General features: G+C 72.5%; 28 protein-coding genes and 1 pseudogene. 13 read left to right on the top strand and 16 right to left on the bottom strand.

From position 1 onward, the window contains the following. Nucleotides 1-39: 39 nt before the first annotated feature. A complete protein-coding gene (locus AB0958_RS31955) occupies nt 40-978 on the bottom strand; it encodes a helix-turn-helix domain-containing protein (RefSeq protein ID WP_366893957.1) in 939 nt (312 codons plus the stop codon). Nucleotides 979-1,046: 68 nt separating this feature from the next. Here AB0958_RS31955 and AB0958_RS31950 point away from each other — a divergent pair, with 68 nt between their 5' ends. Beyond that, on the top strand, nt 1,047-1,829 hold the full coding sequence (locus tag AB0958_RS31950; protein ID WP_366893956.1) for a phytanoyl-CoA dioxygenase family protein: 783 nt from the start codon (nt 1,047-1,049) through the stop codon (nt 1,827-1,829). Between the two features lie 21 nt (nt 1,830-1,850). On the opposite strand, the gene AB0958_RS31945 is transcribed toward AB0958_RS31950, so the two are convergent. The 4 genes from AB0958_RS31945 to AB0958_RS31930 all read right to left on the bottom strand — a co-directional run bounded on the left by AB0958_RS31945 (nt 1,851) and on the right by AB0958_RS31930 (nt 4,277). Further along, nucleotides 1,851-2,819, bottom strand: a complete 969-nt coding sequence (locus AB0958_RS31945) for an aldo/keto reductase (protein WP_366893955.1) — start codon at nt 2,817-2,819, stop codon at nt 1,851-1,853. Between the two features lie 92 nt (nt 2,820-2,911). Continuing rightward, nucleotides 2,912-3,445: a flavoprotein gene (locus tag AB0958_RS31940; protein ID WP_366893954.1), complete on the bottom strand. Its 534-nt coding sequence runs from the start codon at nt 3,443-3,445 to the stop codon at nt 2,912-2,914. Beyond that, nucleotides 3,442-3,606: a DUF1348 family protein gene (locus AB0958_RS31935; protein WP_366893971.1), complete on the bottom strand. Its 165-nt coding sequence runs from the start codon at nt 3,604-3,606 to the stop codon at nt 3,442-3,444. Before AB0958_RS31935 ends, AB0958_RS31940 begins: the two co-directional genes overlap by 4 nt. Beyond that, complete coding sequence (locus tag AB0958_RS31930) at nt 3,603-4,277, bottom strand: NAD(P)H-dependent oxidoreductase (RefSeq protein WP_366893953.1); 675 nt, start codon at nt 4,275-4,277, stop codon at nt 3,603-3,605. Before AB0958_RS31930 ends, AB0958_RS31935 begins: the two co-directional genes overlap by 4 nt. 68 nt (nt 4,278-4,345) lie before the next feature. Between AB0958_RS31930 and AB0958_RS31925 the strand changes: the two genes are divergently transcribed. Then, the gene (locus tag AB0958_RS31925) at nt 4,346-5,233 is read left to right on the top strand and encodes a sigma-70 family RNA polymerase sigma factor (RefSeq protein WP_366893952.1); all 888 of its coding nucleotides are present in this window, start codon (nt 4,346-4,348) and stop codon (nt 5,231-5,233) included. Here the strand turns inward: AB0958_RS31925 and AB0958_RS31920 are convergent. Together AB0958_RS31920 and AB0958_RS31915 are read right to left on the bottom strand one after the other, a co-directional pair. Then, nucleotides 5,230-5,433, bottom strand: coding sequence for a ferredoxin (locus AB0958_RS31920; RefSeq protein ID WP_366893970.1), 204 nt, complete (start codon nt 5,431-5,433; stop codon nt 5,230-5,232). The two genes, AB0958_RS31925 and AB0958_RS31920, sit on opposite strands and share 4 nt — an antisense overlap. 18 nt (nt 5,434-5,451) lie before the next feature. Further along, entirely contained in the window at nt 5,452-6,687 is a 1,236-nt protein-coding gene (locus AB0958_RS31915) for a cytochrome P450 (protein WP_366893951.1), read from the bottom strand. A gap of 290 nt (nt 6,688-6,977) precedes the next feature. Here AB0958_RS31915 and AB0958_RS31910 point away from each other — a divergent pair, with 290 nt between their 5' ends. Beyond that, nucleotides 6,978-7,610, top strand: coding sequence for a LysE family transporter (locus AB0958_RS31910; RefSeq protein ID WP_366893950.1), 633 nt, complete (start codon nt 6,978-6,980; stop codon nt 7,608-7,610). A 100-nt stretch (nt 7,611-7,710) separates the two neighbouring features. Beyond that, complete coding sequence (locus tag AB0958_RS31905; protein ID WP_366893949.1) at nt 7,711-8,151, top strand: nitroreductase family deazaflavin-dependent oxidoreductase; 441 nt, start codon at nt 7,711-7,713, stop codon at nt 8,149-8,151. Between the two features lie 124 nt (nt 8,152-8,275). Here AB0958_RS31905 and AB0958_RS31900 read toward each other — a convergent pair whose 3' ends face one another. Continuing rightward, the gene (locus AB0958_RS31900) at nt 8,276-9,265 is read right to left on the bottom strand and encodes a cation diffusion facilitator family transporter (protein ID WP_366893948.1); all 990 of its coding nucleotides are present in this window, start codon (nt 9,263-9,265) and stop codon (nt 8,276-8,278) included. A gap of 80 nt (nt 9,266-9,345) precedes the next feature. Between AB0958_RS31900 and AB0958_RS31895 the strand changes: the two genes are divergently transcribed. Then, nucleotides 9,346-10,359: a glutathione S-transferase C-terminal domain-containing protein gene (locus tag AB0958_RS31895; protein ID WP_366893947.1), complete on the top strand. Its 1,014-nt coding sequence runs from the start codon at nt 9,346-9,348 to the stop codon at nt 10,357-10,359. 118 nt (nt 10,360-10,477) lie between these two features. After that, nucleotides 10,478-10,630 (top strand): annotated as a pseudogene (locus AB0958_RS31890) (DUF4235 domain-containing protein); the annotation flags it as partial. Between the two features lie 8 nt (nt 10,631-10,638). Here the strand turns inward: AB0958_RS31890 and AB0958_RS31885 are convergent. After that, on the bottom strand, nt 10,639-11,031 hold the full coding sequence (locus tag AB0958_RS31885; RefSeq protein WP_366893946.1) for a VOC family protein: 393 nt from the start codon (nt 11,029-11,031) through the stop codon (nt 10,639-10,641). A 497-nt stretch (nt 11,032-11,528) separates the two neighbouring features. Here AB0958_RS31885 and AB0958_RS31880 point away from each other — a divergent pair, with 497 nt between their 5' ends. After that, nucleotides 11,529-11,684: a hypothetical protein gene (locus AB0958_RS31880; RefSeq protein WP_366893945.1), complete on the top strand. Its 156-nt coding sequence runs from the start codon at nt 11,529-11,531 to the stop codon at nt 11,682-11,684. 273 nt (nt 11,685-11,957) lie between these two features. Next, nucleotides 11,958-13,688, top strand: coding sequence for a hypothetical protein (locus AB0958_RS31875; protein WP_366893944.1), 1,731 nt, complete (start codon nt 11,958-11,960; stop codon nt 13,686-13,688). Nucleotides 13,689-13,760: 72 nt separating this feature from the next. On the opposite strand, the gene AB0958_RS31870 is transcribed toward AB0958_RS31875, so the two are convergent. Genes AB0958_RS31870 through AB0958_RS31850 form a run of 5 tightly spaced genes read right to left on the bottom strand, consistent with a single transcriptional unit; the run spans nt 13,761 to nt 18,201 of the window. Further along, the gene (locus AB0958_RS31870) at nt 13,761-15,014 is read right to left on the bottom strand and encodes a cytochrome P450 (RefSeq protein WP_366893943.1); all 1,254 of its coding nucleotides are present in this window, start codon (nt 15,012-15,014) and stop codon (nt 13,761-13,763) included. Continuing rightward, nucleotides 15,011-15,616 carry an ATP/GTP-binding protein gene (locus tag AB0958_RS31865; protein ID WP_366893942.1) on the bottom strand — a complete coding sequence of 202 codons (606 nt, stop codon included), beginning with the start codon at nt 15,614-15,616 and terminating at the stop codon, nt 15,011-15,013. Before AB0958_RS31865 ends, AB0958_RS31870 begins: the two co-directional genes overlap by 4 nt. Further along, nucleotides 15,597-15,968: a DUF742 domain-containing protein gene (locus AB0958_RS31860; RefSeq protein WP_132892406.1), complete on the bottom strand. Its 372-nt coding sequence runs from the start codon at nt 15,966-15,968 to the stop codon at nt 15,597-15,599. Before AB0958_RS31860 ends, AB0958_RS31865 begins: the two co-directional genes overlap by 20 nt. Continuing rightward, complete coding sequence (locus AB0958_RS31855) at nt 15,965-16,375, bottom strand: roadblock/LC7 domain-containing protein (RefSeq protein WP_046733906.1); 411 nt, start codon at nt 16,373-16,375, stop codon at nt 15,965-15,967. Before AB0958_RS31855 ends, AB0958_RS31860 begins: the two co-directional genes overlap by 4 nt. A gap of 5 nt (nt 16,376-16,380) precedes the next feature. Next, nucleotides 16,381-18,201, bottom strand: coding sequence for an ATP-binding protein (locus AB0958_RS31850; protein ID WP_366893941.1), 1,821 nt, complete (start codon nt 18,199-18,201; stop codon nt 16,381-16,383). A gap of 347 nt (nt 18,202-18,548) precedes the next feature. Here AB0958_RS31850 and AB0958_RS31845 point away from each other — a divergent pair, with 347 nt between their 5' ends. The 3 genes from AB0958_RS31845 (at nt 18,549) to AB0958_RS31835 (ending at nt 20,533) form a co-directional block, all read left to right on the top strand. After that, the gene (locus AB0958_RS31845) at nt 18,549-18,911 is read left to right on the top strand and encodes a DUF1304 domain-containing protein (RefSeq protein ID WP_366893940.1); all 363 of its coding nucleotides are present in this window, start codon (nt 18,549-18,551) and stop codon (nt 18,909-18,911) included. Next, nucleotides 18,908-19,483 (top strand): TetR/AcrR family transcriptional regulator, encoded by a 576-nt coding sequence (locus AB0958_RS31840; protein ID WP_366893939.1) that lies wholly within the window; start codon nt 18,908-18,910, stop codon nt 19,481-19,483. Before AB0958_RS31845 ends, AB0958_RS31840 begins: the two co-directional genes overlap by 4 nt. A gap of 99 nt (nt 19,484-19,582) precedes the next feature. Then, nucleotides 19,583-20,533: an NADP-dependent oxidoreductase gene (locus tag AB0958_RS31835; protein WP_366893938.1), complete on the top strand. Its 951-nt coding sequence runs from the start codon at nt 19,583-19,585 to the stop codon at nt 20,531-20,533. 10 nt (nt 20,534-20,543) lie between these two features. Here the strand turns inward: AB0958_RS31835 and AB0958_RS31830 are convergent, their stop codons facing one another. Continuing rightward, nucleotides 20,544-21,650 (bottom strand): NAD(P)-dependent alcohol dehydrogenase, encoded by a 1,107-nt coding sequence (locus tag AB0958_RS31830; RefSeq protein ID WP_366893937.1) that lies wholly within the window; start codon nt 21,648-21,650, stop codon nt 20,544-20,546. Between the two features lie 25 nt (nt 21,651-21,675). Further along, the gene (locus AB0958_RS31825) at nt 21,676-23,133 is read right to left on the bottom strand and encodes an aldehyde dehydrogenase family protein (protein ID WP_366893936.1); all 1,458 of its coding nucleotides are present in this window, start codon (nt 23,131-23,133) and stop codon (nt 21,676-21,678) included. A 104-nt stretch (nt 23,134-23,237) separates the two neighbouring features. Here AB0958_RS31825 and AB0958_RS31820 point away from each other — a divergent pair, with 104 nt between their 5' ends. Together AB0958_RS31820 and AB0958_RS31815 are read left to right on the top strand one after the other, a co-directional pair. Beyond that, entirely contained in the window at nt 23,238-23,666 is a 429-nt protein-coding gene (locus tag AB0958_RS31820) for a MarR family transcriptional regulator (RefSeq protein WP_366893935.1), read from the top strand. A gap of 195 nt (nt 23,667-23,861) precedes the next feature. Then, complete coding sequence (locus tag AB0958_RS31815; RefSeq protein WP_366893934.1) at nt 23,862-24,254, top strand: anti-sigma factor antagonist; 393 nt, start codon at nt 23,862-23,864, stop codon at nt 24,252-24,254. Nucleotides 24,255-24,337: the final 83 nt, after the last annotated feature.

Genomic DNA, 24,337 nt, shown 5'->3' with positions numbered 1-24,337 from the left:
GTCCGTCCGCCGGCGTTCAGGAACCAATGATGGGTGGATTCAAAGGCGTTCACCGGAACGGTAGGCACCGGGCGGGACACCGTGGCTTTCGCGGAAAACCCGGTTGAAGTGGAACGGGCTGGGAAATCCGGACGCGGCGGCGATCCGCTCGACGGTCAGGTCGGTGCTCTCCAGCAGGCGGGCGGCGTGCCGCAGCCGCGCCTCGCGCACCGCGCGCATCGGGGACGTGCCGGTCTGCTGGGTGAACAGGTGGGCGAACCGGGACGGTGACAGCGAAACCCGCGCCGCGAGCGTGCCGACGGTGTGCGGGGCGCCCGGGTCTGCGGCGATCAGCTCCTCGGCGCGCCTGACCCGTCCGTCCCGCTCGTCCGGACCGCCCGGCGCCCGGTGCGCCCCGGCCACCGCGAGCAGGACGACCTCCTCCAGCGAACACAGGGCGAGCTCACGCGCCGCGCTCCCGTGGGCGACGGCGACACCCGCCGCGCCCGCCTCGACGGCGCGGTCCTCCCCCGGTGGACCCGCGATCGCCCCGCCCCCTTCGGGTGGTGCGCCGGTGCCGGTCCAGCGGGAGTCGGTGAGTATGCGCTGGAAGGCCGCTTCGATGCGGGTGTGGCTGCCGTCCGGGGCGGCGACGGCGTACACGCCGTCGCCGAGGGCGCACGGGCCCAGCCACTGGACCCAGGCGGGGCGGGCCCGGCAGTGGGTCCACCAGAAGCCCCAGCGGCCGGCGCCGGGGTCGACCGCGTAGCTGTGCGGGGCGCCGGGCGCGAGGACGACCAGGTCGCCGGGGCGGGCCCGGGTCCGGACGGCTCCCTGCCGGACCAGGCCCGCGCCGTCCGTGGTCCAGATGAGCAGCCAACTGGTCGACCCCTGCGGGCGGTTGATCCGGTACCCGGCCTCCTGGTGGTAGCGGCCGGTGACGACCGTGCCCGGGGGCGGGGCCGGGGCAGCGGTTGTGGGCAAGTCCTCAGCGTTCATGGGCATCCTCTCCCCCGGCGCGTCCGCCTAGCGTGACAGCCCGGGGGAGCCGAACGAGGAGGACGGTCATGACGGTCACGGGCAACGGCACCACCATCCTGCGGCAGTTCGAGGAGGACGGCTTCGCCGTCGTGAGAGGTCTGTTCGGGGCGGCCGAGATCGACGCGCTGTGCGCGGAGTTCGCGGCGCTGCACGCGGCCGGGCGGCCCGTGCCGGGGCACTTCGAGCCGGGACCGACGGCGGACCCGCTGCACCGCTATCCGAGGGTGATGCACCCCCACGAGATCAGCCCGCTCGCCCGGCGGTTCCTGCTGGACGCGCGGCTGCGGATGATCCTGGAGGGGCTGCTCGGGGAGGAGGTGCTGGCCGCGCAGAGCATGTTCTACTTCAAGCCGCCGGGCGCCCGGGGGCAGGCCCTGCACCAGGACAACTTCTATCTGCGGGTGGAGCCGGGGACCTGTGTGGCCGCCTGGGTCGCCTGTGACGCGATCGACCGGGAGAACGGGGGCCTCGAGGTGGTGCCGGGCACGCACCGGATGGACCTGTTCTGTCCCGAGGAGTCGGACGAGCGACTGTCGTTCGCCCGGGAGTACGTGGCACCGCCGGAGGAGCTCGCGGCGGTGCCGGTCGACATGGCGCCGGGGGACGTCCTGTTCTTCAACGGGAGCCTGGTGCACGGTTCCGGGCCGAACCGCTCCGCCCAGCGGTTCCGGCGGTCGTTCATCGGGCACTACGCGGGACGGTCGGCGGAGCGGATCGGCGGGTACTACCGGACGTTGACCATGCGCGGGGAGAGGGTCTCCCTGCCGGAGAGCGAGGGGGCGGGGCCCTGCGGTACGTCGCGGTTGTGACGCGCTCGCGGGGGCGGCCCCTCAGTGGCCGGCGATCGGGTGGGGTCCGTAGGGGCGCTCCAGTTCCGCCAGTTCCTTGTCGCTGAGGCGCAGTTCGACCGCCGCCACCGCGTCGTCGAGGTGGTGCGGCTTGGACGCTCCGACGATCGGGGCCGTCACCGTGTCCTGGTGGAGGAGCCAGGACAGGGCCACCTGGGCGCGGGAGACGCCGCGGTCGTCGGCGATGCGGGTGACCGCCTCGACGATCGCGCGGTCGCCCTCCTGGTAGAGCGTGCTGCCGAAGTCGTCGGTGGAGCTGCGGCCGGTGACCGTGCCCCAGTCCCGGGTGAGGCGGCCGCGGGCCAGCGGGCTCCACGGCAGCACGCCCACACCCTGGTCGGCGCAGAGCGGCAGCATCTCCCGCTCCTCCTCGCGGTAGAGGAGGTTGTAGTGGTCCTGCATGGAGACGAACCTGGTCCAGCCGCCCAGCTCGGCCGTGTACTGGGCCTTGGAGAACTCCCAGGCGTACATCGAACTCGCCCCGATGTAACGCGCCTTGCCCGCCTTGACGACGTCGTGCAGCGCCTCCATCGTCTCCTCGATCGGCGTGGCGTGGTCGTAACGGTGGATCTGGTACAGGTCCACGTAGTCGGTGCCGAGGCGCTTGAGGCTGTGGTCGATCTCGGTGAGGATCGCCTTGCGGGACAGGCCGCCGCCGTTGGGTCCGGGGCGCATCCGGCCGTGCACCTTGGTGGCGAGCACGATCTCGTCACGCCGGGCGAAGTCGCGCAGGGCCCTGCCGACGATCTCCTCGCTGGTGCCGTCGGAGTAGACGTTGGCGGTGTCGAAGAAGTTGATGCCCGCCTCCAGCGCCTGCCGGAGGAGCGGGCGGGACGCCTCCTCGTCGAGGGTCCACTCGTGGTTGCCGCGGTCGGGCAGGCCGTAGGTCATGCAGCCGAGGCAGATCCGGGACACGTCCAGACCGGTGCGGCCGAGCTTCACGTACTCCATCGTTGTCTCCCACCGTCGAGATCACGTTCTCCAGGCGAGCGTACGTCGGCCGCCGGGCGGTCTCCTGTCACGCGGGCGGGAACCGGTCGCCGTCAGCCACGCTCCAGCAGTTCCAGCACCCTCTCCCAGGCGAACTCGGGGCGCCCGCCGTCGGTTTCGGCCGTCGTGGCATACGGGTCGACGAAGCGGACCCCGAGCCCGCGCAGCCGCGCCACGCTCTCCTGGTAGGCGGGGTGCGCGGCCAGCGCGTCGGCGACACAGGGCAGCACGGCGATCGGGACGTCCAGACCGAGGGCCTCGCACAGGGTGCCGACGGCGAGGGTGTCGGCGAGCCCGGCGGCCCACTTGTTGACGGTGTTGAAGGTGGCGGGGGCGACGGCCACGGCGTCCGGCGCTGGGAACGGGCGGGGGTCGGCGGGCCGCCGCCAGGCCGAGCGGATCGGACGGCCGGTGCGCGCCTCGGCCTCGGCGGTGTCGAAGAACCCGTTCATGGCGACCGGCGTGGCGATCACCCCGACCTCCCAGCCGCGGTCCAGGGCCGCCGTGATCAGCCGGCCGACGCCGGCGGCGACCCCCGCCGCGCACACGACGAGGTAGAGGAAGGGCGCACGGGGCTCATCGGTCATCCGGGCACTGTATGCGGGGGCTGCCGCAAGGGACACGTCCGGCCCCGGGTCGTCAGCCCGTGCCCGGCGAACCCCCACGACTCGTTCCCGTACGACCGCCACCACGGGCCGTCCTGGTCGTGGCGTCGGCCGACGCCGGGCCGCGGCGCTGCCGGGGTCAGGCCGTGGCGAGGGCCGTGAGGGTGGCGCGGGCCCTGGTCAGGGAGGTTGCCGAGGCCGCTGCCGCGGCGGCCGGGTGGGGCAGCACGTCGACGCGGGTCAGCTCGGCGGCGACCGGGTGGATGCGGTCCTGGCGGACGCCGAGCCTGCCCAGCCAGGCCCTCAGGTAGGGGGTCTGGAAGTCCAGGTCGGTCCGGCCGGTATCGGGACCGTAGGCGCCGCCGCGGGCCATGGCGACGACCACCCGGCTGCCGGCCAGCAGGCTCTCCCCCGTGTCCGGGTGGGTGAAGGCGCCGGGGAAGGTCACCCGGTCGATCCATGCCTTCAGGGCGGCGGGCACCGCGAGGTTGTACATGGGGACGCCGAGCAGCACCGTGTCCGCGGCGGCCAGTTCGGTGACCAGCGGCAGGGTCAGCTCCCACTCGCGGGCCTCGGCGGGGGTCTCGATCAGCGCGGGCACCTTGGCCGGCGGCACGAAGCCCTCGCGCACCACCCGCCGGCCCAGGGTGGGGAAGGCCGCGGTCAGCGGGGGTACCGGCGCGGTGGCCAGATCGCGGTGGCGGTACTCGGCGGCCGGGTGCCGCTCGCGCCAGGCGCGGGCGAAGTCCGCGGTGAGGCGCCTGGTCACGGAGTCGGCGGTCGCGTCGGCACTGGAGTCGATGTGCAGCAGCATGGGGTGGTCACCTCGGTCGGGTCGGATGCGTCGACGGGGTGACGGAGCACGGGACGGAAAGGTGACCCATGGACGCGCACGACGAACTGGCGGCGGAGTTCGAAGGGCGACGGGAGCGGCTGCGGGCCATCGCGTACCGCATGCTCGGTTCGGCACCGGACGCCGAGGACGCGGTCCAGGAGACCTGGCTGCGCCTGGGCCGGACGGGCGGCGGCGGGATCGACAACCTCACCGCGTGGCTGACGACGGTGGTCTCCCGGATCTGCCTGGACATGCTGCGCGCCCGTACCGCCCGTCGTGAGGAGCCGTACGGCGCGGGCCTCGCGGAGCGGGCCGCCGGGGAGCAGGACGGGCCCGAGGAGGAGACGGTGCTCGCCGAGTCCGTGGGGCTCGCCCTGCTGGTGGTGCTGGGCACCCTGAATCCGGCCGAACGGGTGGCGTTCGTGCTGCACGACCTGTTCGCGGTGCCGTTCGAACAGATCGCGGCGATCACCGACCGGTCGCTGCCCGCCGCGAAGAAGCTCGCCAGCCGGGCTCGGCACAAGGTGCGCGGCACGCCCGCGATGCCGACGGCCGAACAGGCCGGGCAGCGCAGGGTCGTGGAGGCGTTCCTGGCCGCCGCCCGCGGCGGCGACCTGGGCGTACTCCTCGGTCTGCTCGCCCCGGACGTGGTCCGGCGTGCCGATCCCGCGGCCCTGCCGCCGGGGGTGGCGGCGGAGCTGCGGGGTGCCCGCGCGGTCGCCGAGGGCACCGTGCTGCTGCGCCACCGCGCCCGGTTCGCGGTACCGGCCCTGGTCGACGGTCGGGTCGGCCTCCTCGTCGCGCCGCGCGGCCGCCTGCTGCACGTCCTGCGGGTGACCGTCGAGGGCGGCCGGGTGACGGCGTACGAGGTGATCGCCGACCCGGCCCGGCTCCGGGGCCTGGAACTCGCGGTACTGGACCCGCCGACAGCCTAGGGGCCCTCTAGCTCCTCGAGCGTGATGGCCTGGACCGGGCAGGCGCGGGCCGCCTCCTTGACCAGGGGGTCGCCGCCGCCGTCGGCCATGCCGGGCTGCAGGGCGCTGAAGCCGTCGTCGTCCTGGGTGAACACGTTGGGGGCCGTCAGGGCGCACTGCCCGGCGCCGATGCAGACGTCCCTGTCGATGTCGATCTCGATGTGCATGGCAGAAGCCTCTTACCAGGTCACGGGGAGTTGCAGCATCCCCTGGATCGTGTCGCCGGGTTTGAAGGGGATCGTCTCCGGGGGTGCGGCGAGCCGCAGGTCCGGCAGCCGCTCCAACAGGCTGGTGAGCGCGATCTCCAGCTCGGCGCGGGCGAGGTTCTGGCCCAGGCACTGGTGGATGCCGAAGCCGAAGCCCACGTGGTGCCGGGCCGGGCGGTGCCAGTCGAGGGTGTCGGGGTCGTCGTAGACGGACTCGTCGCGGTTGATGACCGAGGTCGCGAAGAGCACGCCGTCGCCCTCGCGGATGGTGGTGCCGGCCACCTCGATGTCCTCCAGGGCGACCCGGAGCAGGCCGTCGGTGATGGACAGCATCCGCATCAGTTCCTCGACGGCGGCGGGCATCAGCGTGGGGTCGGCGCGCAGTTCGGCCAGCCGCTCGGGGTTCCGGAGCAGGGTGAAGGTGCCGAGCGAGATCATGTTGGCGGTGGTCTCGTGCCCGGCGACCAGCAGGATCATGGCCAGCGAGAGGAGTTCGCCCCGCTCCAGCTCGCCGCTCGCGAGCCGCTCGTGGACGAGTTCGTCGAGGACGCCGTCGCCGGGGACGGCGTCCCGTTTCCGGCTGTCGACCAGGGTGCCCAGGTAGTCCTCCAGCGCGGTGCGGGCGGCCATCGAGTCCTCGGCCGTCGGCCCGCGCAACAGCCGCCTGGACTGCGCCTCGAAGAACTCGTGGTCGGCGTACGGGACGCCGAGCAGGTCGCAGATGACCATGGACGGCACGGGCAGGGCGAAGGAACTCACCAGGTCGGCGGGCGGCCCCTCGGCGATCATCGTGTCGAGCAGCCCGTCGACGATCCGCTGGATGGACGGGCGCATCCGGGTGGCGCGTTTGACGGTGAAGGCCGGGATCATCATCCGGCGCTTGATCTGGTGTTCGGGGTCGTCCGTACCCAGCAGGGCGACCCTGCGGTCGCGGATCCCGGCGGCCCGTTCCGTCGGGATGGGGAACGCGGGCCGTCGGCGGTCGCTGGAGAGCCGGGCGTCGGAGAGCAGCGCGCGGGCCGCGGCGTGTCCGGTGACCACCCAGACGGGGCGGCCGTCGAACAGGGTCGCGCGGGACAGCGGCCGGTCCTCGCGCAGGGGATCGTAGGCGGACGGCGGGTGGTAGGGGCACGTGCGGTCCTGCGGCCAGGCCACGGCTGCGGCCGGCGCGGGGGGCGTCACTGCCCTCAGGTCCGTCAGTTCGTTCATGGAAGACCTCGCAGACGAGAGTCGTACGTCGTGCCGATCTTCATTAGATGCTTCAGGCACCTATGGGACGACCGCAAGTTCGGCCAGATCGGTGAACCGGCCGATCTGGCCGAACCACGTGCGGTCGGGGGACGGTTCCGCGCCGAAATTCGCTTGCCGGTACGGCGGCGCGGACCACAGGATCTGCGCATGACCACTCCTGACGCCCGCATGCCGCTGACCGCCACCGTCCGTACGGTGCCGGGCCGGCAGCAGCCTGCACGCCCCTGGAGGCCCGAGCCCGCACGCCCGTGACGGCCGCGCTCGTCGCCGGCCTGCTCGCCGGGTACGGGATCGCCGTCCCGGTCGGCGCGGTCGGCACATATCTAGTGTCCCTCACGGCCCGCACGTCCCTGCGGACCGGCGTCTGCGCCGCGCTCGGCGTCGCCGGCGCAGACGGTCTGTACGCGCTGCTCGCCGCGGTCGGCGGTGCGGCGCTCGCGGCCGCGCTGCTGCCGGTGCTGACGCCGCTGCGCCTGCTCTCGGCGCTGGTCCTGGTGGCCCTCGCGGTGCGCGGGGCGGTCCTCGCGGTGCGCCAGTACCGAAAGCGGCCCCCGGCGACCCGGGCCGAGTGGCCGGTACCCGGCCCCGGACGGGCGTTTCTCGGCCTCCTCGGGATCACTCTGCTCAACCCCACCACGGTGATCTACTTCGCGGCCCTGGTGGTCGGCACCCGTTCGGCCGCCGCCCCACCGGCGCTTGATCAGGCCGTGTTCGTCCTCGCCGCCTTCGCCGCGTCCGCGAGCTGGCAACTGGTGCTGGCGGGCGGCGGCGCCCTGCTCGGCCGGGCGCTGACCGGGCACCGGGGGCGGCTGGTCACGGCGCTCCTGTCGAGCTCCATGATGCTGGGCCTCGCCGTGCGGGTGGCAGTGGCGCCCGGCTGAGGCCGGCCACGCCCGGGGCCGGTGTCGTGCGGATGAATCCGGGGCACTCCCGGTGTTGAATCATGCTGTCAGTGACGGAAGAGACGAGGGGACGGACCTCATGCCTCTTGAGGGCGAGTACGAGCCCAGCCCGACCGCGTGGGTACGGGAGCAGGTCGAGTTGTACGAGAGCTCGGGCGGGAAGGAGGGCAACACCCTGATGGACACCGGGCTGCCCGTCATCCTGCTGACCACCCTGGGTGCGAAGAGCGGCAAGATCCGCAAGACCCCGCTGATGCGGGTGGAGCACGACGGGAAGTACGCGGTGGTCGCCTCGCAGGGCGGCGCTCCCAAGCACCCTGTCTGGTACTTCAACGTGAAGTCCGAGCCGCATGTCGAACTCCAGGACGGGACGGTCAAGCAGGACATGACCGCCCGCGAGGTCACCGGCGCGGAGAAGGCCGAGTGGTGGGAGCGCGCCGTCGCCGCGTACCCGCCGTACGCGGACTACCAGAAGAAGACGGACCGGGAGATCCCGGTCTTCGTACTGGAGCCGCGGTAGCCGGTGGTGGGGCCGGGAGGGGGAGCCGACGGTTCCGGGAATCCTTTCAGGCCGGGGACCGTCGGAATTTAGAATAATCTGTTTCCGGGAGGCATGGACCGGCTCAGGGCCGGGCAGCCGAATGTCAGGCCCCGCCGCGTTCCCCCGTCGCGGCGGGGCTTTCCCGTGCCTCCTGTGCGGAGCGGTCGGTGACGTCCAGGAAGATGTGGTCGGTCTCGGCGAACGCCCCCGCGAGGGAACCCTTGATGCGCACCAGGACCTCCTCCACCCGTTCGCTGTCCAGCCCCGGCACCAGGTCGACCCGGGCCGCGACGAGTGTCGAGTCCAGTCCCAGCTTCATGGTGAACAGGGCTTCCACGGTGTCGATCTCCGGCTCCTCGGCCAGCCGTTCCCGGATCCTGTCGCTCAGCTCCGGGTCCGCGGCCTCCCCGATCAGCTGGGTGCGGGCTTCGGCGCCGAGCCGGTAGGCCACGTACACCAGCAGGACGCCGATGGCCAGCGAGGCCGACGCCTCCCAGACGACCTGCCCGGTGACCATGTGCAGGGCCATGCCGACGATCGCGAGGAGGACGCCGATCACCGCGGTGCCGTCCTCGGCGACCACCGTGCGCAGCGCCGGGTCGCGCAGTCCGCGGTGCTCCCGGCGGGCCTGGAGCACCGCCCTCGCCAGGGACGCGCCCTCCGCGAGCAGGGCCACGCCGAGCACGATCAGGCCCGCCACATAGCCGCTCAGGGTCTCGTCCGCGCCGTCGCGCAGCGCCTCGACGCCCTGGAAGACGGAGAAGCAGCCGCCCATCACGAAGATCCCGACGGCCGCGAGCAGGGACCAGAAGAACCGCTCCTTGCCGTAGCCGAAGGGATGCCGGGCGTCCGGGGGGCGGCGGCTGCGGCGCAGGGCGGCCAGCAGGAACACCTCGTTGAAGCTGTCGGCGACCGAGTGCGCGGCCTCGGAGAGCAGTGCGGGCGACCCGGCGACGACTCCGCCCACGGCCTTGGCGGCCGCGATCACCAGGTTGGCCGCGAGCGCCACGAACACCGTCAGGCGGGTCCTGCTGTCGGAGGTCGACCGGTTCGCGTCGTCTTTCGATTCTTCTTTCGATGAAGTCCCACTCACGACCGCCGACTGCCCCGGTGTGCGCTGATCACACCGTGCGGGCGGGGGAAATCGGGCACCATCGGGGGCATGGAGGAGACATGAGCGACGACGGCAACAGCGCACTCGGGCACAAGGCGTTCTCCCGGTCCCGCAGCCACTTCTCGGACCGGATCACCGCGGACGGGCGGGACGGCTGGCCGGTTGCGGCCGGACGCTACCGGCTGGTGGTGAGCCGCGCCTGCCCGTGGGCGAGCCGCGCACTGGTCGCGCGGCGGCTGCTCGGTCTGGAGGACGCCCTGTCGCTCGCGGTCGCCGACCCGGTCCAGGACGACCGCAGCTGGCGCTTCACCCTCGACCCGGACGGCCGTGACCCGGTGCTCGGCATCCGGTACCTCAGCGAGGCCTACGACCGCCGCGAGACCGGATATCCGGGCGGCGTGAGCGTGCCGGCCGTCGTCGACGTGCCGAGCGGACGGCTGGTCACCAACGACTACCAGCAGCTGACCCTGGACCTGGCCACCGAGTGGACGGCGCTGCACCGGCCGGGCGCCCCCGACCTCTACCCGCAGCGGCACCGGGACGAGATCGACACCGTGATGGCGGAGGTGTACGAGGACCTCAACAACGGCGTGTACCGTGCCGGGTTCGCGCACACCCAGGAGGAGTACGAGGAGGCCTGCACCGGGGTGTTCCGGCGGCTCGAAGCGCTCGCCGGGCGACTGGCCGGGCAGCGCTACCTGGTCGGGGACACCATCACGGAGGCCGACATCCGGCTGTTCACCACACTGGTGCGGTTCGACGCCGTCTACCACGGCCACTTCAAGTGCAACCGCTGGAAGCTGGCGGAGCAGCCGGTGCTGTGGGGGTACGTCAGGGACCTCTACCAGACACCGGGATTCGGTGACACCGTCGACTTCGACCACATCAAGCGCCACTACTACCAGGTCCACACCGGGATCAACCCGACCGGGATCGTGCCCCTCGGCCCGGACGCCGCCGGGTGGCTGACGCCCCATCACCGGGAGGAGCTCGGCGGCCGGCCCTTCGGTGACGGGACACCGCCCGGCCCGGTGCCGGCGGGCGAGGAGATCCCGGCGTCGGGGCGGCCCTGAGAAAGCGGAGGCGGCCGTGGCCCGGAGCGGGAAGCAGCCGAGCCCGCGAGGCGGTGCGCGGCGCGGACGACGCGCGGGACCGCTCCCGGACCGGGTCCCGGACCGGGACCGGGACCGGGACCGGGACAGCGGCCGGGGCGAGGTGCTGCCGGCCGCGGCGCAACAGGGCGCCGTGTCCGCGGTGGCGCGCAGCTCCGTGGGCCGCACCGGGGCGACGGCCGTCGGGCGCTCCACGGGAGTGTGGCCGACGGCCGGCACCGGCGGCCGTGACGAGCGGGTTCAGCCCTGCTTGGGGGCCGCGGTCGGTACCAGGCGCAGGGTGAAGGAGTGCCCGGCCGGGTCGGCGTACCCCCGTTCCTCGTACGGCCCGGCCGGGTCCTTCGTCTCGATCGGCCGTCCGCCGAGGCCGACCACCCGGCGCTCCGCCTCGTCCAGGTCCTCGACCAGGAGCACGAGATGGGCCTGGAGGGAGTTCTCGGGGCGGGGCCAGCTGGGCGGGGTGGCGTTGACGTCACGCCGGAAGGCGATCCGGACCCCGTCGGCGGCGCGGATCTCGATGAGGTTGGCGTTCGCGTCGCTCTCCTCCCCCTCCAGCAACTGCCGGTAGAAGTGGGCGAGTTTCTCGGGTTCGGCGCAGTCGAGCACCACGACGGCCGCGGTCACCAGTGCCATGCTTCCTCCCTGGAAGGTCTCCCCGTGCGTCTGTCCCCGATGACCGCTTTCAGTCGGCGCCGGCCACGGCATGACGTACGGGCGCCCACGCGCCGGGCGACCGGCGGTACGCGGCGCGCTGGACGCCTGCGAGGCGGCGCGGGCCGCCAACGGATCCGGCGACACGCGGTCCCACCTGGCACATCTTCAGGTCGCCCGGCCGGCCGGCGGACCGCCCTTCGCCCGGCGCGGCCGGACCGGCGTACGTGAACCGCCCCGGACGCGCACGTCGCGCACACACGCCGGGGGCGCGCGAGTGTACGCGGCTCAGGAGGCGTGAGCAGTAACACACATCACGGCCGGGCCACGCGTAGATCATTTACGCTCTGGGCAGCCTCGTAGCGCTTCACGGCTCAACTTTCGAGCCACGAAGGCCAGTTCGAGTGCACGGGTGGCCGACAGGCCACCCGTCCGCAGGGACGGGGGGACTCTGCGCTCTGTCGCCCGGAAGGAAACACATGCCCCAGGACGTCACCTTCGACCTGCCCTTCGACACCCCCGTCAGCGAGCGGCCGGAGTACGCGCGCAACACGTCGGAGGAGCTGCCGCGGGCGGCCGTCCTGACGCGTCCGTACACCTGGGCTGAGACGGCGACGCGGGTGCCCGTCCGCTAGCGGCGGCGCTTCGACGAGAACCGGCCGTTCGTGGGCGGCCGGCGGTGTCGAGCCCGCGTCCGCCACGGACGGGCTGTTCGCCGCGTCCGACGGCCCGGCACGGAGCGGTGCGGCCTCGAAGGGCCGGGTGACCCGCTCCACTTCCCCGGCCTGCCCCGCGGCAAGCCGTGAACCAGGCGCGCTCGGCGCGCTCGTCCGCTTCCCGGAATCGACCGGCCGACGACCACGGTCGGTCGATTCCGTTGCCCTGACCACAGTTCGAAGGAGACAGGTGTGCATTCCCAGGGTGTAGGTGCTGTTCCCGAGGCGTCCGCCGACAGCTCGGTCCCGGCGCAGCCGGGCACCGGGATCCAGCCCGCTCAGGCAGGAGAGATCCTGGCCGGCCTCCTGGCGCGACGCGTCAACGGGAGCACGGAGCAGTACCGGAGGTGCCAGAACGCCGCCCGGCAACGGCTGGACGCACTCGGCTCCCCGCACCCCGGCACCACGCTGCGGGTGGAGGGGGCCCTCCACCTGGCGCAGCGCGCCCTCCTCCCGCCCGACGAGGAGGGCCACGCCAGGCTGCGGCACCTCGACACCAGCCTGAGCCTGATCGAAGCGGCCTTCCCCCAGGTCGGCACCGATGCCGAACTCTGCCGGCTGACCTGCCTGATGCTGGAAGGGGCCTGGCGGACCCGCGCGCTCACCCCGCCGCGCGAGGAGGAGCAGACCGCCGCCTGCGCCTGCCTCCTGTGCCGTCGGTTGCCCACGCCCCCGGCCCGCACGCCGGCCGACTACCGCTGGCGGCAGAGCGCCGGTCGCCCCCTCGCCGTCAAGAACTGGCCCTACCGCCGGGAACTCGACAGTGTCCTGACCGGTGGCTGGTCCTGGACGCGGCAGATGAACGACCTCGAACAGGACTTGGGCCACCGCCACCGCTTCGAGGACGACATCCTCGTCTTCCACGAGTACAAACGCGTGATCGACACCATCGACACCACGCGCCTCACCCAGCACGTCGAAGACCGCCTGGCCGAGAACTTCAGCGCCAACAGCGCCCGGGCCCTGGTCTCCGGGCTCTTCGCGGCCCACAAGCGGTCCGTCGACGAGTACTGGCTGCGCCAGCACCACGCGGGCAGCGTGGTGCTCCCCCAGACCAACCCGCTCGGCCAGAGCACCTATTCGATCCTGCAGATGCTGGACTGCCTGTTCTGGCACGTCGCGCCCGACACCGAACTCTGGCAGGAGGAGAACCTCGCCTCCCTGCTGCTGTGCCGCGTCATCGACGACATGGCCGACGTCCGGGCCGACGCCCTCACCGGCGAGATCAGCAACTTCTGGCTCGCCGAGATGCCCACCCACACCAAGGCCCTCTACGCCGCCTGCGCGATAGCCATCGTCAAGTACGGCTGCATGCCCGAGGCGCACCGCCCGATGTGGAACACCTGGCTGATGACCACCACCATCGTCTGGATGGGGCTCACGGGCCGCCACGCCCTGTGGTTCGACGGGATCACCCAGGGGCTCCCGCCGGCGGACGGATGCCCGCTGTGCGACCTGCAGCCCGACTCGTGCAGCGGTCTGCTCACCCACGGCACCACGCTCACCGTCTCCCCGCGGCCCACCGTGCCGGCCCTGAGCCCCCGGACCGCCGAGCTGTCCGCGCGCTGCCGCGCCCAGCACCCCGGGACATGGGCCCTCTTCGATGCCGAACTGCACGCCTTCGAGGCGCTGCACGGCCCCTGGTACGGCGACACCGACAGCACCTGGGAGATCCTGCGCCGCACCTACATCGCCGCCGTGGAGGCGTCGAGCGCCGCGGCGACCCCGGACCGCGCCCGTGAGATCCAGCAGGACGCCGGCGTGGTCGGCTCGGAGAGGTTCCACGCCCTGCACGACCCCGGGACCGGGCGGGAGGACACCGCGCTGCTGGCCTACATGTTCGCCTGCGCCCACCCGCACTTCCTCTGGAACGCCACGGGGTACCGCCCCTCGGGCGTCCAGGGCGACTGGCTCGACGGCTGACACCTCGTCCGGGGGCGGGAAGAGACACCGCTGCCCGGTCGGGTGACCGACCGGGCAGCGGGGCGTTGGCGCCTACTGCGCCGGGAACTCGACCGGCAGGCTGTCGAGCAGGGACATCCAGGTGGACGCGGTCTCGGTGAGCTCCTCGGGCGGCACGGCGAGCCGCAGCCCCGGCAGCCGGTGCAGCAGGACGTCCACCGCGATCTCGATGATGGACAGTCCGATGCTCTGCCCCGGGCACTCGTGCGGGCCGGCGCTGAACGCCAGGTGCGACCCGTTGCCCTGGACCGAGACGTCCGGGTCGGGCCGGACCTCGGGGTCGCGGTTGCCCGGTGCGAGGCCGAGGACGAGCAGGTCGCCCTCGGTGATGTGGTGGCCGCCCAGTTCGACGTCGCTGACGGCGAAGCGGCCGGGCAGGACGGACAGCGGCGGCGAGTTCCACATGACCTCCTCCACCAGCGCGGAGACGGTCAGCTGGCCACTGGTCAGGCCGGAGAGCCGGGAGGCGTCCGTGAGGATCAGTTGCAGCACCCGGGACAGCAGGTTGCTGGTCGTGCTGTGCCCGGCCATCAGCACCAGGCGCAGATGGCTGACCATCTCGTCGTGGTCGAGGGCCGCGGGGTGCTCCAGCAGGCCGGTGGTGAAGTCGGAGCCGGGCTCGGCGCGCTTGCGCTCGACGAGGTCGCCGAGGATCTCCCTGATGATGCCGTCGTGCAGGATCGCGTCCTCGCCGCCCTGGAACACCATGGCGCTGGACTCGACCAGCCGACGCCCCTCCGCCTCGGAGAGGCCGAGGACGCGGGTGAGGATCAGCATCGGCAGGTAGCCGGCGTAGTCCGCCACCAGATCGGCGCGGCCGTCCTGCGCGAACGCGTCGATCTGCTTGTTGGCGAAGTGCGTGGCGTGCCGCCTGATCCCACGGCCCACGGCGGCCTGCAGTCCGTCGTTGACGGCACCGCGCAGGCGGCGGTGCGCCTCCCCGTCCTGGGACACGCAGTCGGGGCGCCAGGCGACCATCGGGACCAGCGGATGGTTCTCCGCGATCCGGCCCTCCCGCCAGTCCCGCCAGATCCGCGCGTCCCGGGCGAACTGGCGGGGATTGTCCAGGACCCGGCGGCTGTCCCGGTAGCCCAGCACCAGCCAGGCACCGATGTCGCCCTCCAGCAGCACCGGTGCGACGGAGCCGTGCTCCTTGCGCAGCCGCTCGTAGATGCCCTGCGGGTCGGTCGCCGCCTCCGGCCCGTACAACCGGGTCAGTTCGGCCGAACCGTGCGCGAACGGGCAGCCGCGGGGAGCGTCGGGACCGTCGTGGTTCTGCTCGGTCATCGGGGCTCCAGTGCGACGGCGGAGCGTTCCTTCAGATGACGTATCAGGGTGATCAGTACGTCACGGCTGGAGGCCCGGTCCCGGGCGTCACAGGCCACGATCGGGGTGTGCGGGGAGATGTCCAGGGCGTCCCGGATCTCCTCGACGGGGTGTTCCTTGCAGTCCGGGAAGACGTTCAGGGCGATGACGAACGGCACGTTCTGCCGCTCCATCTCCTCGATCGCCCGGAAGCTGGAGGCCAGCCGCCGGGTGTCCACCAGGACCACGGCCCCGAGCGCGCCCTTGAACAGGCCGTTCCACAGGAACCAGAACCGCTCCTGTCCGGGGGTGCCGAACAGGTACAGCATCAGGCTCTCGTTGAGGCTGATCTTGCCGAAGTCGAGGCTGACCGTGGTCTCCGCCTTGTCCGCGACGCCGATGAGGTTGTCGACGCCGACGGTCGCCTGGGTGAGGGTCTCCTCGGTGGTGAGCGGCTTGATGTCACTGACGGAGCGGACCATGGTGGTCTTCCCGGTGCCGAACCCCCCGGCGATCATCACCTTGACCGATCGGGTCCCCCCGGCACCGGGGTCGCCGGGATGGTCAAAGCCTTTCAAGTCCACTGAGTACCTCCTGAAGGAGCGCGAGGTCAGGCCCGCGTCCGGCGTGGTGCGCCGGAATGGGATCACGGGCTTCAATACGGCCTGCGTCCAGCAGATCCGCCAACAGCACCGCGAGAATGTTGAAGGGCAATCCGAGATGGGCGGTGAGTTCGGCCACCGACAGCGGATCACGGCAGCGCCGGACTATCTCCTCGTACTCGTGCTGCATCCCCGGGACGGGGGCGGTGCGAGAGACGACGAGGGTGGCCACGTCGAGGCTCGACGCCGCCCCGCCCGGTCCACTGCGTCCCCCGGTGAGGACGTAATAACGCTCTAGACCGGACGGGTCCGTGGGCCGGCGGGGAGCACTCATCCAGAGTGCTCCTCCAGGCGCGGAGAGGTGCCGAGCAGCTCGCCCATCCGCCGGGACAGGTCCCTCATCTGATGCCCGAGCAGCCCCTGGTCGAGTCCTTCACGGGCGAGGACCCCGAGATACGTCTCCACACCGGCCCGTACGACGAAGAGGTGACCGCCGTCGACCTCGATCATCGCCAGCCGCAGTTGCCCCGCGTACTTGGGGAACTGCTCGGCGACCGGCTGGGCGAGCGCCTGCAGCCCGGCCACCACGGCCGCGAAGCGGTCCACGTCGTCGGGGTCCTCGGCGCCGAAGGAGGTGATCGCCTTGCCGTCGCTGGAGGCCACGAGGGCGAAACGGATCTCCGGGATGCTCTCCACCAGATCACGGAGCGCCCAGCTCACGTCGGTTCCCTGTTGCGTCATGTGGACTAGTCGCTCTCTTCAGTGCGGTGCTCGGCGGACCCGCGTCCGTCGGCGGCGTCATCGGCGCCGTCCGGGGTCGCGAGTGCCACGTCGTCTTCGTCTCCGGTCAACTCGGCCTCGCTGTGGACCGCTTCGTCGGCCGCGGGCGCGCGGCCCGCGGTGGCGAAGGCGGCCAGGCCCGCGAAGGACTCCTCGGGCGGGACCGCGGGGAACGCCGTGCCCTGGGTGCGGGCGGTGCGCTCCTGCGGCTGCTCCTCCTCGCGGCGCCGGCTGCGCCGCCGGGGCAGTCCGCCCGGGGTGGTGTCCTGGATCTCGCCGGACTCCGGCTGGGTGACGGTTTCGACGGCGACCGGGCCGTGCGCCTGCACCGGGGACGCGGCGGCGGGGGCGGCCGTCGCGGGGGCCGGGGCGGCGGAGGCCGCGGGCAGCGGGCTGAAGTACTTGTGCGGGACCACGACGACCACCGAGGTGCCGAGCCAGGGCGAGTCCGCGAAGGTGACCCGGATGCCGTAGCGGCGGGCGAGGACGCCGACGACCCGCAGGCCGATGCTGGCGTCCTCGGAGATGCCGCCGAGACCGGGGCCGGCCGCGGTGCCGGCCAGGGAGTGCTCGGCCTCGCGCTTCTTCTCCTCGCTCAGGCCCTTGCCGGAGTCCTGGATCTCGATACCGACGCCGTTGGGCACCTCCTTGCCGGACACGACGACCGGCTCGGTGGGCGGCGAGTAGCGGGCCGCGTTGTCCAGGAGGTGGGAGAAGATCAGCGTCAGGTGGTCCACCAGACCGCCGTCGACGCCGAGTTCGGGCAGGTGTCGGACCTCCACGCGGTGGAAGTCCTTGATCCGGCCGATGCCGCCGCGGACCACGCTGAGCAGTCGCTGGGGCTCCTGCCACTGCCGGCCCGGGCGGTCCGAGCCGCCGAGCACACCGATGCTCGCGGCGAGCGAGTCGGCGGGGCCGAGTTCCTGGTCGAGCTCCATGAGACCGCGGGCCACGGCGGGCAGCCGGCCGTGTTCGCCCTGCATCTCGTGCAGGCGGCCGCGCAGCTTGCTGGTGAGGACGTGGATGCGGTTGCCGATGCTGATCACGGCCTGCTCGGCGGAGGTCGAGCGGTTGAACTCCTCCTCCACGCTGATCAGAGAGGTGCGCAGGATCCGGCGCAGGTCGGCCTGGAGGTCCTTGTCGACCTTGGCGCACTGGTCGGTCGCCGGCAGCAGGTCGTCGATGGCGTCGCCGTCGCGCAGCCGCTTGAGCGCGTCGGGCAGCTGCTGGTCGGCGAGCCGGGAGATCGCGCTGCGCTGGTGGGTGACCTGCTCCTGCCAGGCCTCGGCCTGCTCGGCGAGCTCCGCCTCGGCGGCCCTCACCTGTTCGGCGAGCCGTTCCTCGTAGGCCCGCGCCTGGTCGGCCAGTTGGGCGTCGTAGTGGGCGGTCTGCTCGCCGAGCCGGGACTCGAAGGCGGACGCCTGCTCACCGAGCTGGGCCTCGAAAGCGGCCGCCTGCTCGTTCAGCCGGCCCTCCAGCGTGGCGCGCTCGGCCGCGAACTTCCGTTCCAGGCCAGAGACATGCTGCTGCCACTGCTGGGAGTACTCGGCCTGCGAGCTGCGGAACGAGCTCTCGGCGCTGCGCAGCCGGCGCTGCGAGCGGATCAGCAGTCGTACGCACACGAGGCTGGCCGCGGTGGCCGCGGCGCCCGCGACGGCCGCGGTTATTCGCTCGGAGCTCATGAACGTGGCGGCGACCGTCCCTCCCCCTAAGGCCAGTGGCATCAACCACCAGCTGTACCAGGCGACAGGGGCCCGCGCCGCCGGCGGCGGAGTGGCGAGTTCCATCTGCATCCTTCGAAGCAACACAATCGAACAACAGCGAACAGGGGCAGTGTGCGAAGGCCGCACTCATGAGCACGCACGGCGGGACGAAACCCCGTGGGGTGCGTCAACTCGCTGTGACGCAGTGGAGCTTATCGGGTTTGAACCCCAAAGGATCAACCTCGGCAAGTAGATGAAGTGAGGGTTCCGTCACGCTCCGCCAGTCGACGCGACATCGACAAATGCCCATCGCAGCAAGGGACTTGTCGACAAGTACATCCCTGAGCGCCCGGCGGCGACCCCGGACCCTGCTGGACATCCGTCCAGCTATAGTGGACACCTGTCCAAGAGTGGAGGAGGATCCGCCGATCATGGAAGTCCTGGCGAACGTGCTGGTCGGGCTGGTGGCCGCACTGCACGCGTACATCCTGGTGATGGAGATGTTCCTGTGGCGGAGAACCCCGGGGATGCGCTTTCACGGCTTCGACGCCGAACTGGCCCGGCGGACCGCGCCGATGGCGGCCAACCAGGGGCTCTACAACGGCTTCCTCGCGGCCGGCCTGGTGTGGGGACTGGTCGCGGCCGACCCGACGGGCTTCGCGGCACAGGTGTTCTTCCTGTCCTGCGTGGTCGTCGCCGGGGTGTACGGCGCCGCCACCGCCAACCGGCGGATCCTGTTCGCCCAGGCACTGCCCGGGGCGCTCGCCCTGGCCGCCGTGCTCGCCGCCCGGTGACCGGGCCGGCGCCCCGTCCGGCGCCCGTGGACCCGCGGGCCGCCCGCACCCGGGCGCGGCTGCGGGCGGCCCTCCTGGCGGAGTGCGCCGAACGGCCGCTGGCGGAGGTGGGGGTGGCCGCGCTGGTCCGCCGCGCCGCGGTGGGCCGGGCCACGTTCTACGTGCACTACGACGGCTTGGAGGCGCTGGCGGTCGACGCCTGCGCGGATGTCGTACGGGAGGCCGTGGACGCCTTGCACGCCTGGCGGGGGCGGCCCGACCCGGTGCACGCGCCGCCGGCCCTGCGGGACTTCTTCGACGGGCTGGTTCCGCACGCGGCCCTGTACCGGGAGCTGCTCGCGCCGGGCGGCGGCGGCCCGCTGGGCCGCGTGCTGCACCGGGACCTGCGGGCGCGCAGCCTGGCCGAGCGGGAACTGGCGGGAGCGGCGGACGCCCCCCTGGTGGCCTCGGCGGTGGCCGCCACCTTCGCCGGGGTGCTGGCCGACTGGCTGCACGGCCTGCTGGACGCCGCCCCGGCCGAGGTGGCCGACCAGGTCTGGCAGTTGCTGGTCGCGCTGCACATGAGCCGCTGAGGCCCGGCCGCGGGCGGCACGCGAGCCTGGCACGATCCCATCGAAGGTTGACCTCCGTGCCATTTCCCGGACGGGCGCCTCCCGGCAGGCTGGGTGACCATGAACGATGTGAACACGATGCGTGCGGTCAGTCAGGACGTCCTCGGCGGTCCCGAGGTGCTGAAGGTGGTCGAGCTGCCCCGGCCCACGCCGCGCCCCAACGAGGTGCTGGTCCGGGTACGGGCAGCCGGGCTCAACCCCACCGACTGGAAGCACCGGGAACTCGGCGCCTTCCTGGGCGAGCCGCCCTTCGTCCTCGGCTGGGACGTCTCCGGCACGGTCGAGGAGACCGGGGTCGGTGTCGCGGCCTTCGAGCCGGGTGACGACGTCTTCGGGATGGTGCCCTACCCCTTCGGGCACGGCACGCACGCCGAGTACGCGATCGTGCCCGCCCGGGCCCTGGTGCCGAAGCCGGAGGTGATCGACCACGTGCAGGCGGGCGCGCTGCCCCTGGTGTCGCTGACGGCCTGGCAGGCGCTGGTGGAGTACGCCGACGTGCGGCCCGGACAGCGGGTGCTGGTCCACGCGGCGGCCGGCGGCGTCGGGCACGTGGCGGTGCAGATCGCCAAGGCGCGCGGCGCGTACGTGATCGGCACGGCCAGCGCGGGCAAGCACGACTTCCTGCGGGAGATCGGAGTGGACGAGCCGGTCGACTACCGGTCCGTGGACGTCACGCAGGCGGTCCGGGACGTGGACGTGGTGCTGGACACGGTCGGCGGCGACACCTCGACGGCCTCGCTGCGGGTGCTGCGCCGCGGCGGCACACTGGTGTCGATCCTGCCGGGCGGCTCACCGCAGTTGTTCGAGGAGGCCGAGCGACTGGGTGTGCGCGCGGTGCGGATGCTGGTGGACGCCGACCGGGCCGGCATGCGGGCGGTCGCCGAGCTGGTGGAGTCGGGCAGGCTGCGCGCCACCGTCGCGGGCACCTTTCCGCTGGCCGATGCCGCCAAGGCGCACGAGCTGGGCGGCACCGGCCGGACCACGGGCAAGCTGGTCCTCGTGATCGACTGAACCGGACGGGTCAGAACGTGAGCACGGGTTTGATCGCCTTGCCCGTGCTCATGTCCCGTACGGCCCGGTCGATGTCGGCGAACGGGTAGGTGGTGATCAGCCGGTGCAGCGGCAGCCGCCCCTCGCCCACCAGCCGGACCAGGGCCGGGATGAACGCCTGCGTCTCGCTGTCGCCGAGGGTCAGGCCGACGATCCGCTTGCCGGCCAGCAACCCGTTGACGTCCAGGGGCACCTCGGTGCCGAACGGCGGGGCGCCGACGACGGCCAGGGTGCCGCGGGCGGCGAGCGCGTCCACGCCCTGGCGCAGTACGCCGACGTTGCCGGTGGTCTCCACGACGCCGTCGGCGCCCGCTCCCCGCGAGATCCGCCGGACGGCCTCCACGATGTCCTGCCGGGTCGCGTCGACGGTGTGCGTGGCGCCCAGTTCCGCGGCGAGTTCGAGGCGTTCGGGCACCCGGTCGACGGCGACGATCGTGGTGGCGGGGGTGAGCGCGGCCGCCATGACCGTCGAGAGGCCCACCGCCCCGGTCCCCAGGACGACGACCGTGCTGCCGGTGGCCGGCTCCAGCACGTTCCACACGGCGCCGACCCCGGTCTGCACCCCGCAGCCGAGCGGGGCGATCGTCTCCAGCGGCAGGTCCGTGGCCACCTTGACCAGGCTGCGCTCGTCCACCAGCGCCCGCTCGGCGAAGGAGGACTGGCCGAAGAAGTGGCCGCCGAGCGGCTCGCCCGCCCGGCTGACGGTGTGGCTGCCGTCGGCGCGCCGGCCGCCGATCAGGTTGAGCGGCAGCCAGGTGGCGCAGTACGCGGGATGGCCGCCGTGACAGTTGCGGCAGGCGCCGCAGGAGGTGAAGGACAGCACGACGTGGTCGCCCGGGGCGACCCCGGTGACGGCGGAACCGACGGCCTCGACGACCCCGGCGCCCTCGTGGCCGAGGACGCCCGGGAGCGGGAAGGGCAGCCCGCCGCTCGCCACCGAGAGGTCGGTGTGGCACAGACCGGTGGCCACCATGCGGACCAGCGCCTCACGGGGGCGGGGCGCGTCGAGTTCGACGTCGGTGAGGGTGAAGGGCGCGCCGCCGGACTCGACCACGGCGGCTCGGGTGGTGAGGGACATCGCGTGATCTCCTGATCCCCTGGGCTCAGCCGAGCGAGACGACGACGGACTTGACCTTGGTGTAGGCGTCGAGGGCCTCGGGGCCGTACTCGCGGCCGAAGCCGGACGCCTTGACGCCGCCGAAGGGCACGGCGGGGTCGAGCAGCGCCCAGTCGTTGACCCAGACGATCCCGGCCTGGAGGCGGGCCGCGACGCGGTGGGCGCGGGCGAGGTTGCCGGTCTGGATGCCGGAAGCCAGGCCGTACGGAGTGGAGTTGGCGAGGGCCACGGCGTCGTCCTCGGTGTCGAAGGGCTGCACGGTGAGCACGGGGCCGAAGATCTCGTCCTGGATCACCCGGGAGTCGTTCGGCAGATCGGCGATGACGGTCGGCCGGTAGTAGAAGCCGCCGTTCAGGTCGAGGCGTTCGCCGCCGCAGACGATCCGGCCGCCCTCCTTGCGGGCGAGCTCCACGTACTCCTCGACCTTCCGCAGGTGCTTCTCCGCCGCCATCGGCCCGACCACGGTGGCCGCCTCCCGCGGGTCGCCGACCGGGACGCCGGGGACCGCCTCGGCGAGGATCCCGAGCAGCGTGGCGTAGACCGGGCGGGCGACCAGGAGCCGGGGGCCGCCCATGCAGAACTGGCCGGTGTTGAAGACGAAGGCCTTGATCACCGCGGCGACGGCCTTCTCCAGATCGGCGTCCTCGAAGACGAGGTGGGCGGCGTTGCCGCCGAGTTCCACGGTGACCGGCTTGAGGGCGTGGCCCGCCGTGGCCGCCACGTGCCGGCCGATGGCGGTGGAGCCGGTGAAGGCGACCTTGTCGACGCCCGGGTGGCCCAGCAGGGCCTCGCCCGCGACCGATCCGGCACCGGTGACGACGTTGACCACCCCGTCGGGGACGCCCGCCTCCTTGAACAGGCGGGCCATGTACAGGGCACTGAGCGGGGTCTCGTCGGCGGGCTTGTGGACGACCGTGTTGCCTGCGGCGAGGGCCGGGCCGATCTTGGAACCGGCCAGGATCAGCGGGAAGTTGAAGGGGGTGATGGCGGCCACCACGCCGACCGGTTCGCGTCGGGTGTAGGCGAGGGCGTTGAGCGGCACGTCGCGGACGGCGCCGTCCAGGGTGTGGGCGAGGGCGGCGAAGTGCTCGTAGTCGTCCGCCGCGTTGGTGACGTCGACGGCGGTGGCCAGGGTGATCGGCTTGCCGACGTCCAGGCTCTCCAGGGCCGCGATCTCCGCGGCGTTCTCCCGGATCAGCTCGGCGATCCGGTGCAGCACCCGGCCGCGCTCCCGGCCGCTGAGTCCCGGCCACTCCCCCGCGTCGAAGGCCTCCCGCGCGGCCCGCACGGCGGCGTCCACGTCGGCGGCGCCCGCCTCCGCGACGGTGGTGACCACCTGGCCGGTGGCCGGGTCGGTGACGTCCGTGCGGGCCCCGTCGGCGGCCTCCCGCCACTGTCCGCCGATGAAAAGCAGGCCGGGTCCGGCCTCGAAGGTGGTCGTCATTGCCCACTCCCAGCACTGATAGCCAAGACTTCAACAAACAGGTTTCCTGTTGGTCCGCAGTCTGATTACAGACAGGATTCCTGTCAATGCTCTAGGGTGCACGCATGGTCGGTACAAAGACTCGCCCCTCGCTGCTGTACATGGTCAAGCAGGTGGAGCTGGTGGTGCGCTCGCACCTCGACGAGCTGGTGAGGCCCGCGGGCGTCACGGCGCTGCAGTACACGGCCCTGACCGTGCTGGAGCGCCATGACGGCCTCTCGGCCGCCCAGCTGGCGCGCGACTCGTTCGTCACCGCCCAGTCGATGGCCGACCTCGTACGGTCGCTGGAGGGCCGGGGCCTCGTCCGCCGGGAGCGCAACCCGCGCAACCGGCGGGAGCTGCTGATCCTGCTCACCGACGCCGGACGCGAGCTGCTCGCCGGGGTGGCCGGTCAGGTGCGGGAACTGGAGGAGCGGATGGTCCGGGACCTCACCGCGCATCAGGAGGAGCAGTTCCGGCAGGCGCTGAGCAAGGCGTGGCACGCGCTGTCCTGAGCAGCGCGAGCGCCGGGACACCGGGGGCGGTACCGCTCCCACGTGCCCGTTCCCGTACTGTCGCACACGCCACAGAAAATGGCGTGGCGAAGCAGCAGACATATGTCAATCGAACATGCTGGAATTCCCTCCATCGAGGGTAACTTGCAGGGCGGGGAACGGAATTGACCGGCCGGGGTGGGAGGTGATGCCGTCATGCGCCAGGACCCCCCGGGGGCTCCCCTGCCGCTCACCCGGCACCTGCGTGTGCACGAGGAGCACGGCCACACGGTGCTGGAATTACGCGGGGAGATCGACATCGCCGCGGCGACGGAGATCGCCCCGCACCTGGACCGGGTGACCGCCCGGGACGGCTCCCGGGTGGTGATCGACCTGCGGCACGTCGAGTTCTTCGACTGCTCCGGGCTGCGGCTGCTGTACCGGGCGCGCAGCCGGGTGCTCGAACACGACGGCCAACTGCGGCTGGTGTGCACCCACCCGCTGACCCTGCGGGTCCTGAAGGTGACGGGCCTGTCCCAGCTGCTGCCCCCGCTGGCGACGCTGGACGCGGCCCTCGGGCGGCCCGGGGCCACGTCCGGCACCCTGTGACGGTGCCGGTGTTCCCGTGCGGTTGCGTCCGCCGGGGATCTAGGGCCCTTCTGATGGATCTCCGCGGCGTCGCGAGGCAGATA

The sequence above is a fragment of the Streptomyces sp. NPDC006655 genome (assembly GCF_040703965.1).
In the GTDB taxonomy this organism is placed as follows: Bacteria; Actinomycetota; Actinomycetes; order Streptomycetales; family Streptomycetaceae; genus Streptomyces.
The sequence above is the reverse complement of the archived record's forward strand: the minus strand, read 5'-3'. Positions and strand labels throughout refer to the sequence as shown.

Coding starts and splice junctions, on each gene's coding strand:
- AB0958_RS31955 (WP_366893957.1), bottom strand. CDS start 978: ATGAACGCTGAGGACTTGCCCACAACCGCTGCCCCGGCCCCGCCCCCG.
- AB0958_RS31950 (WP_366893956.1), top strand. CDS start 1,047: ATGACGGTCACGGGCAACGGCACCACCATCCTGCGGCAGTTCGAGGAG.
- AB0958_RS31945 (WP_366893955.1), bottom strand. CDS start 2,819: ATGGAGTACGTGAAGCTCGGCCGCACCGGTCTGGACGTGTCCCGGATC.
- AB0958_RS31940 (WP_366893954.1), bottom strand. CDS start 3,445: ATGACCGATGAGCCCCGTGCGCCCTTCCTCTACCTCGTCGTGTGCGCG.
- AB0958_RS31930 (WP_366893953.1), bottom strand. CDS start 4,277: ATGCTGCTGCACATCGACTCCAGTGCCGACGCGACCGCCGACTCCGTG.
- AB0958_RS31925 (WP_366893952.1), top strand. CDS start 4,346: ATGGACGCGCACGACGAACTGGCGGCGGAGTTCGAAGGGCGACGGGAG.
- AB0958_RS31915 (WP_366893951.1), bottom strand. CDS start 6,687: ATGAACGAACTGACGGACCTGAGGGCAGTGACGCCCCCCGCGCCGGCC.
- AB0958_RS31905 (WP_366893949.1), top strand. CDS start 7,711: ATGCCTCTTGAGGGCGAGTACGAGCCCAGCCCGACCGCGTGGGTACGG.
- AB0958_RS31895 (WP_366893947.1), top strand. CDS start 9,346: ATGAGCGACGACGGCAACAGCGCACTCGGGCACAAGGCGTTCTCCCGG.
- AB0958_RS31885 (WP_366893946.1), bottom strand. CDS start 11,031: ATGGCACTGGTGACCGCGGCCGTCGTGGTGCTCGACTGCGCCGAACCC.
- AB0958_RS31880 (WP_366893945.1), top strand. CDS start 11,529: ATGCCCCAGGACGTCACCTTCGACCTGCCCTTCGACACCCCCGTCAGC.
- AB0958_RS31870 (WP_366893943.1), bottom strand. CDS start 15,014: ATGACCGAGCAGAACCACGACGGTCCCGACGCTCCCCGCGGCTGCCCG.
- AB0958_RS31860 (WP_132892406.1), bottom strand. CDS start 15,968: ATGAGTGCTCCCCGCCGGCCCACGGACCCGTCCGGTCTAGAGCGTTAT.
- AB0958_RS31855 (WP_046733906.1), bottom strand. CDS start 16,375: ATGACGCAACAGGGAACCGACGTGAGCTGGGCGCTCCGTGATCTGGTG.
- AB0958_RS31850 (WP_366893941.1), bottom strand. CDS start 18,201: ATGGAACTCGCCACTCCGCCGCCGGCGGCGCGGGCCCCTGTCGCCTGG.
- AB0958_RS31845 (WP_366893940.1), top strand. CDS start 18,549: ATGGAAGTCCTGGCGAACGTGCTGGTCGGGCTGGTGGCCGCACTGCAC.
- AB0958_RS31835 (WP_366893938.1), top strand. CDS start 19,583: ATGAACGATGTGAACACGATGCGTGCGGTCAGTCAGGACGTCCTCGGC.
- AB0958_RS31830 (WP_366893937.1), bottom strand. CDS start 21,650: ATGTCCCTCACCACCCGAGCCGCCGTGGTCGAGTCCGGCGGCGCGCCC.
- AB0958_RS31825 (WP_366893936.1), bottom strand. CDS start 23,133: ATGACGACCACCTTCGAGGCCGGACCCGGCCTGCTTTTCATCGGCGGA.
- AB0958_RS31820 (WP_366893935.1), top strand. CDS start 23,238: ATGGTCGGTACAAAGACTCGCCCCTCGCTGCTGTACATGGTCAAGCAG.
- AB0958_RS31815 (WP_366893934.1), top strand. CDS start 23,862: ATGCGCCAGGACCCCCCGGGGGCTCCCCTGCCGCTCACCCGGCACCTG.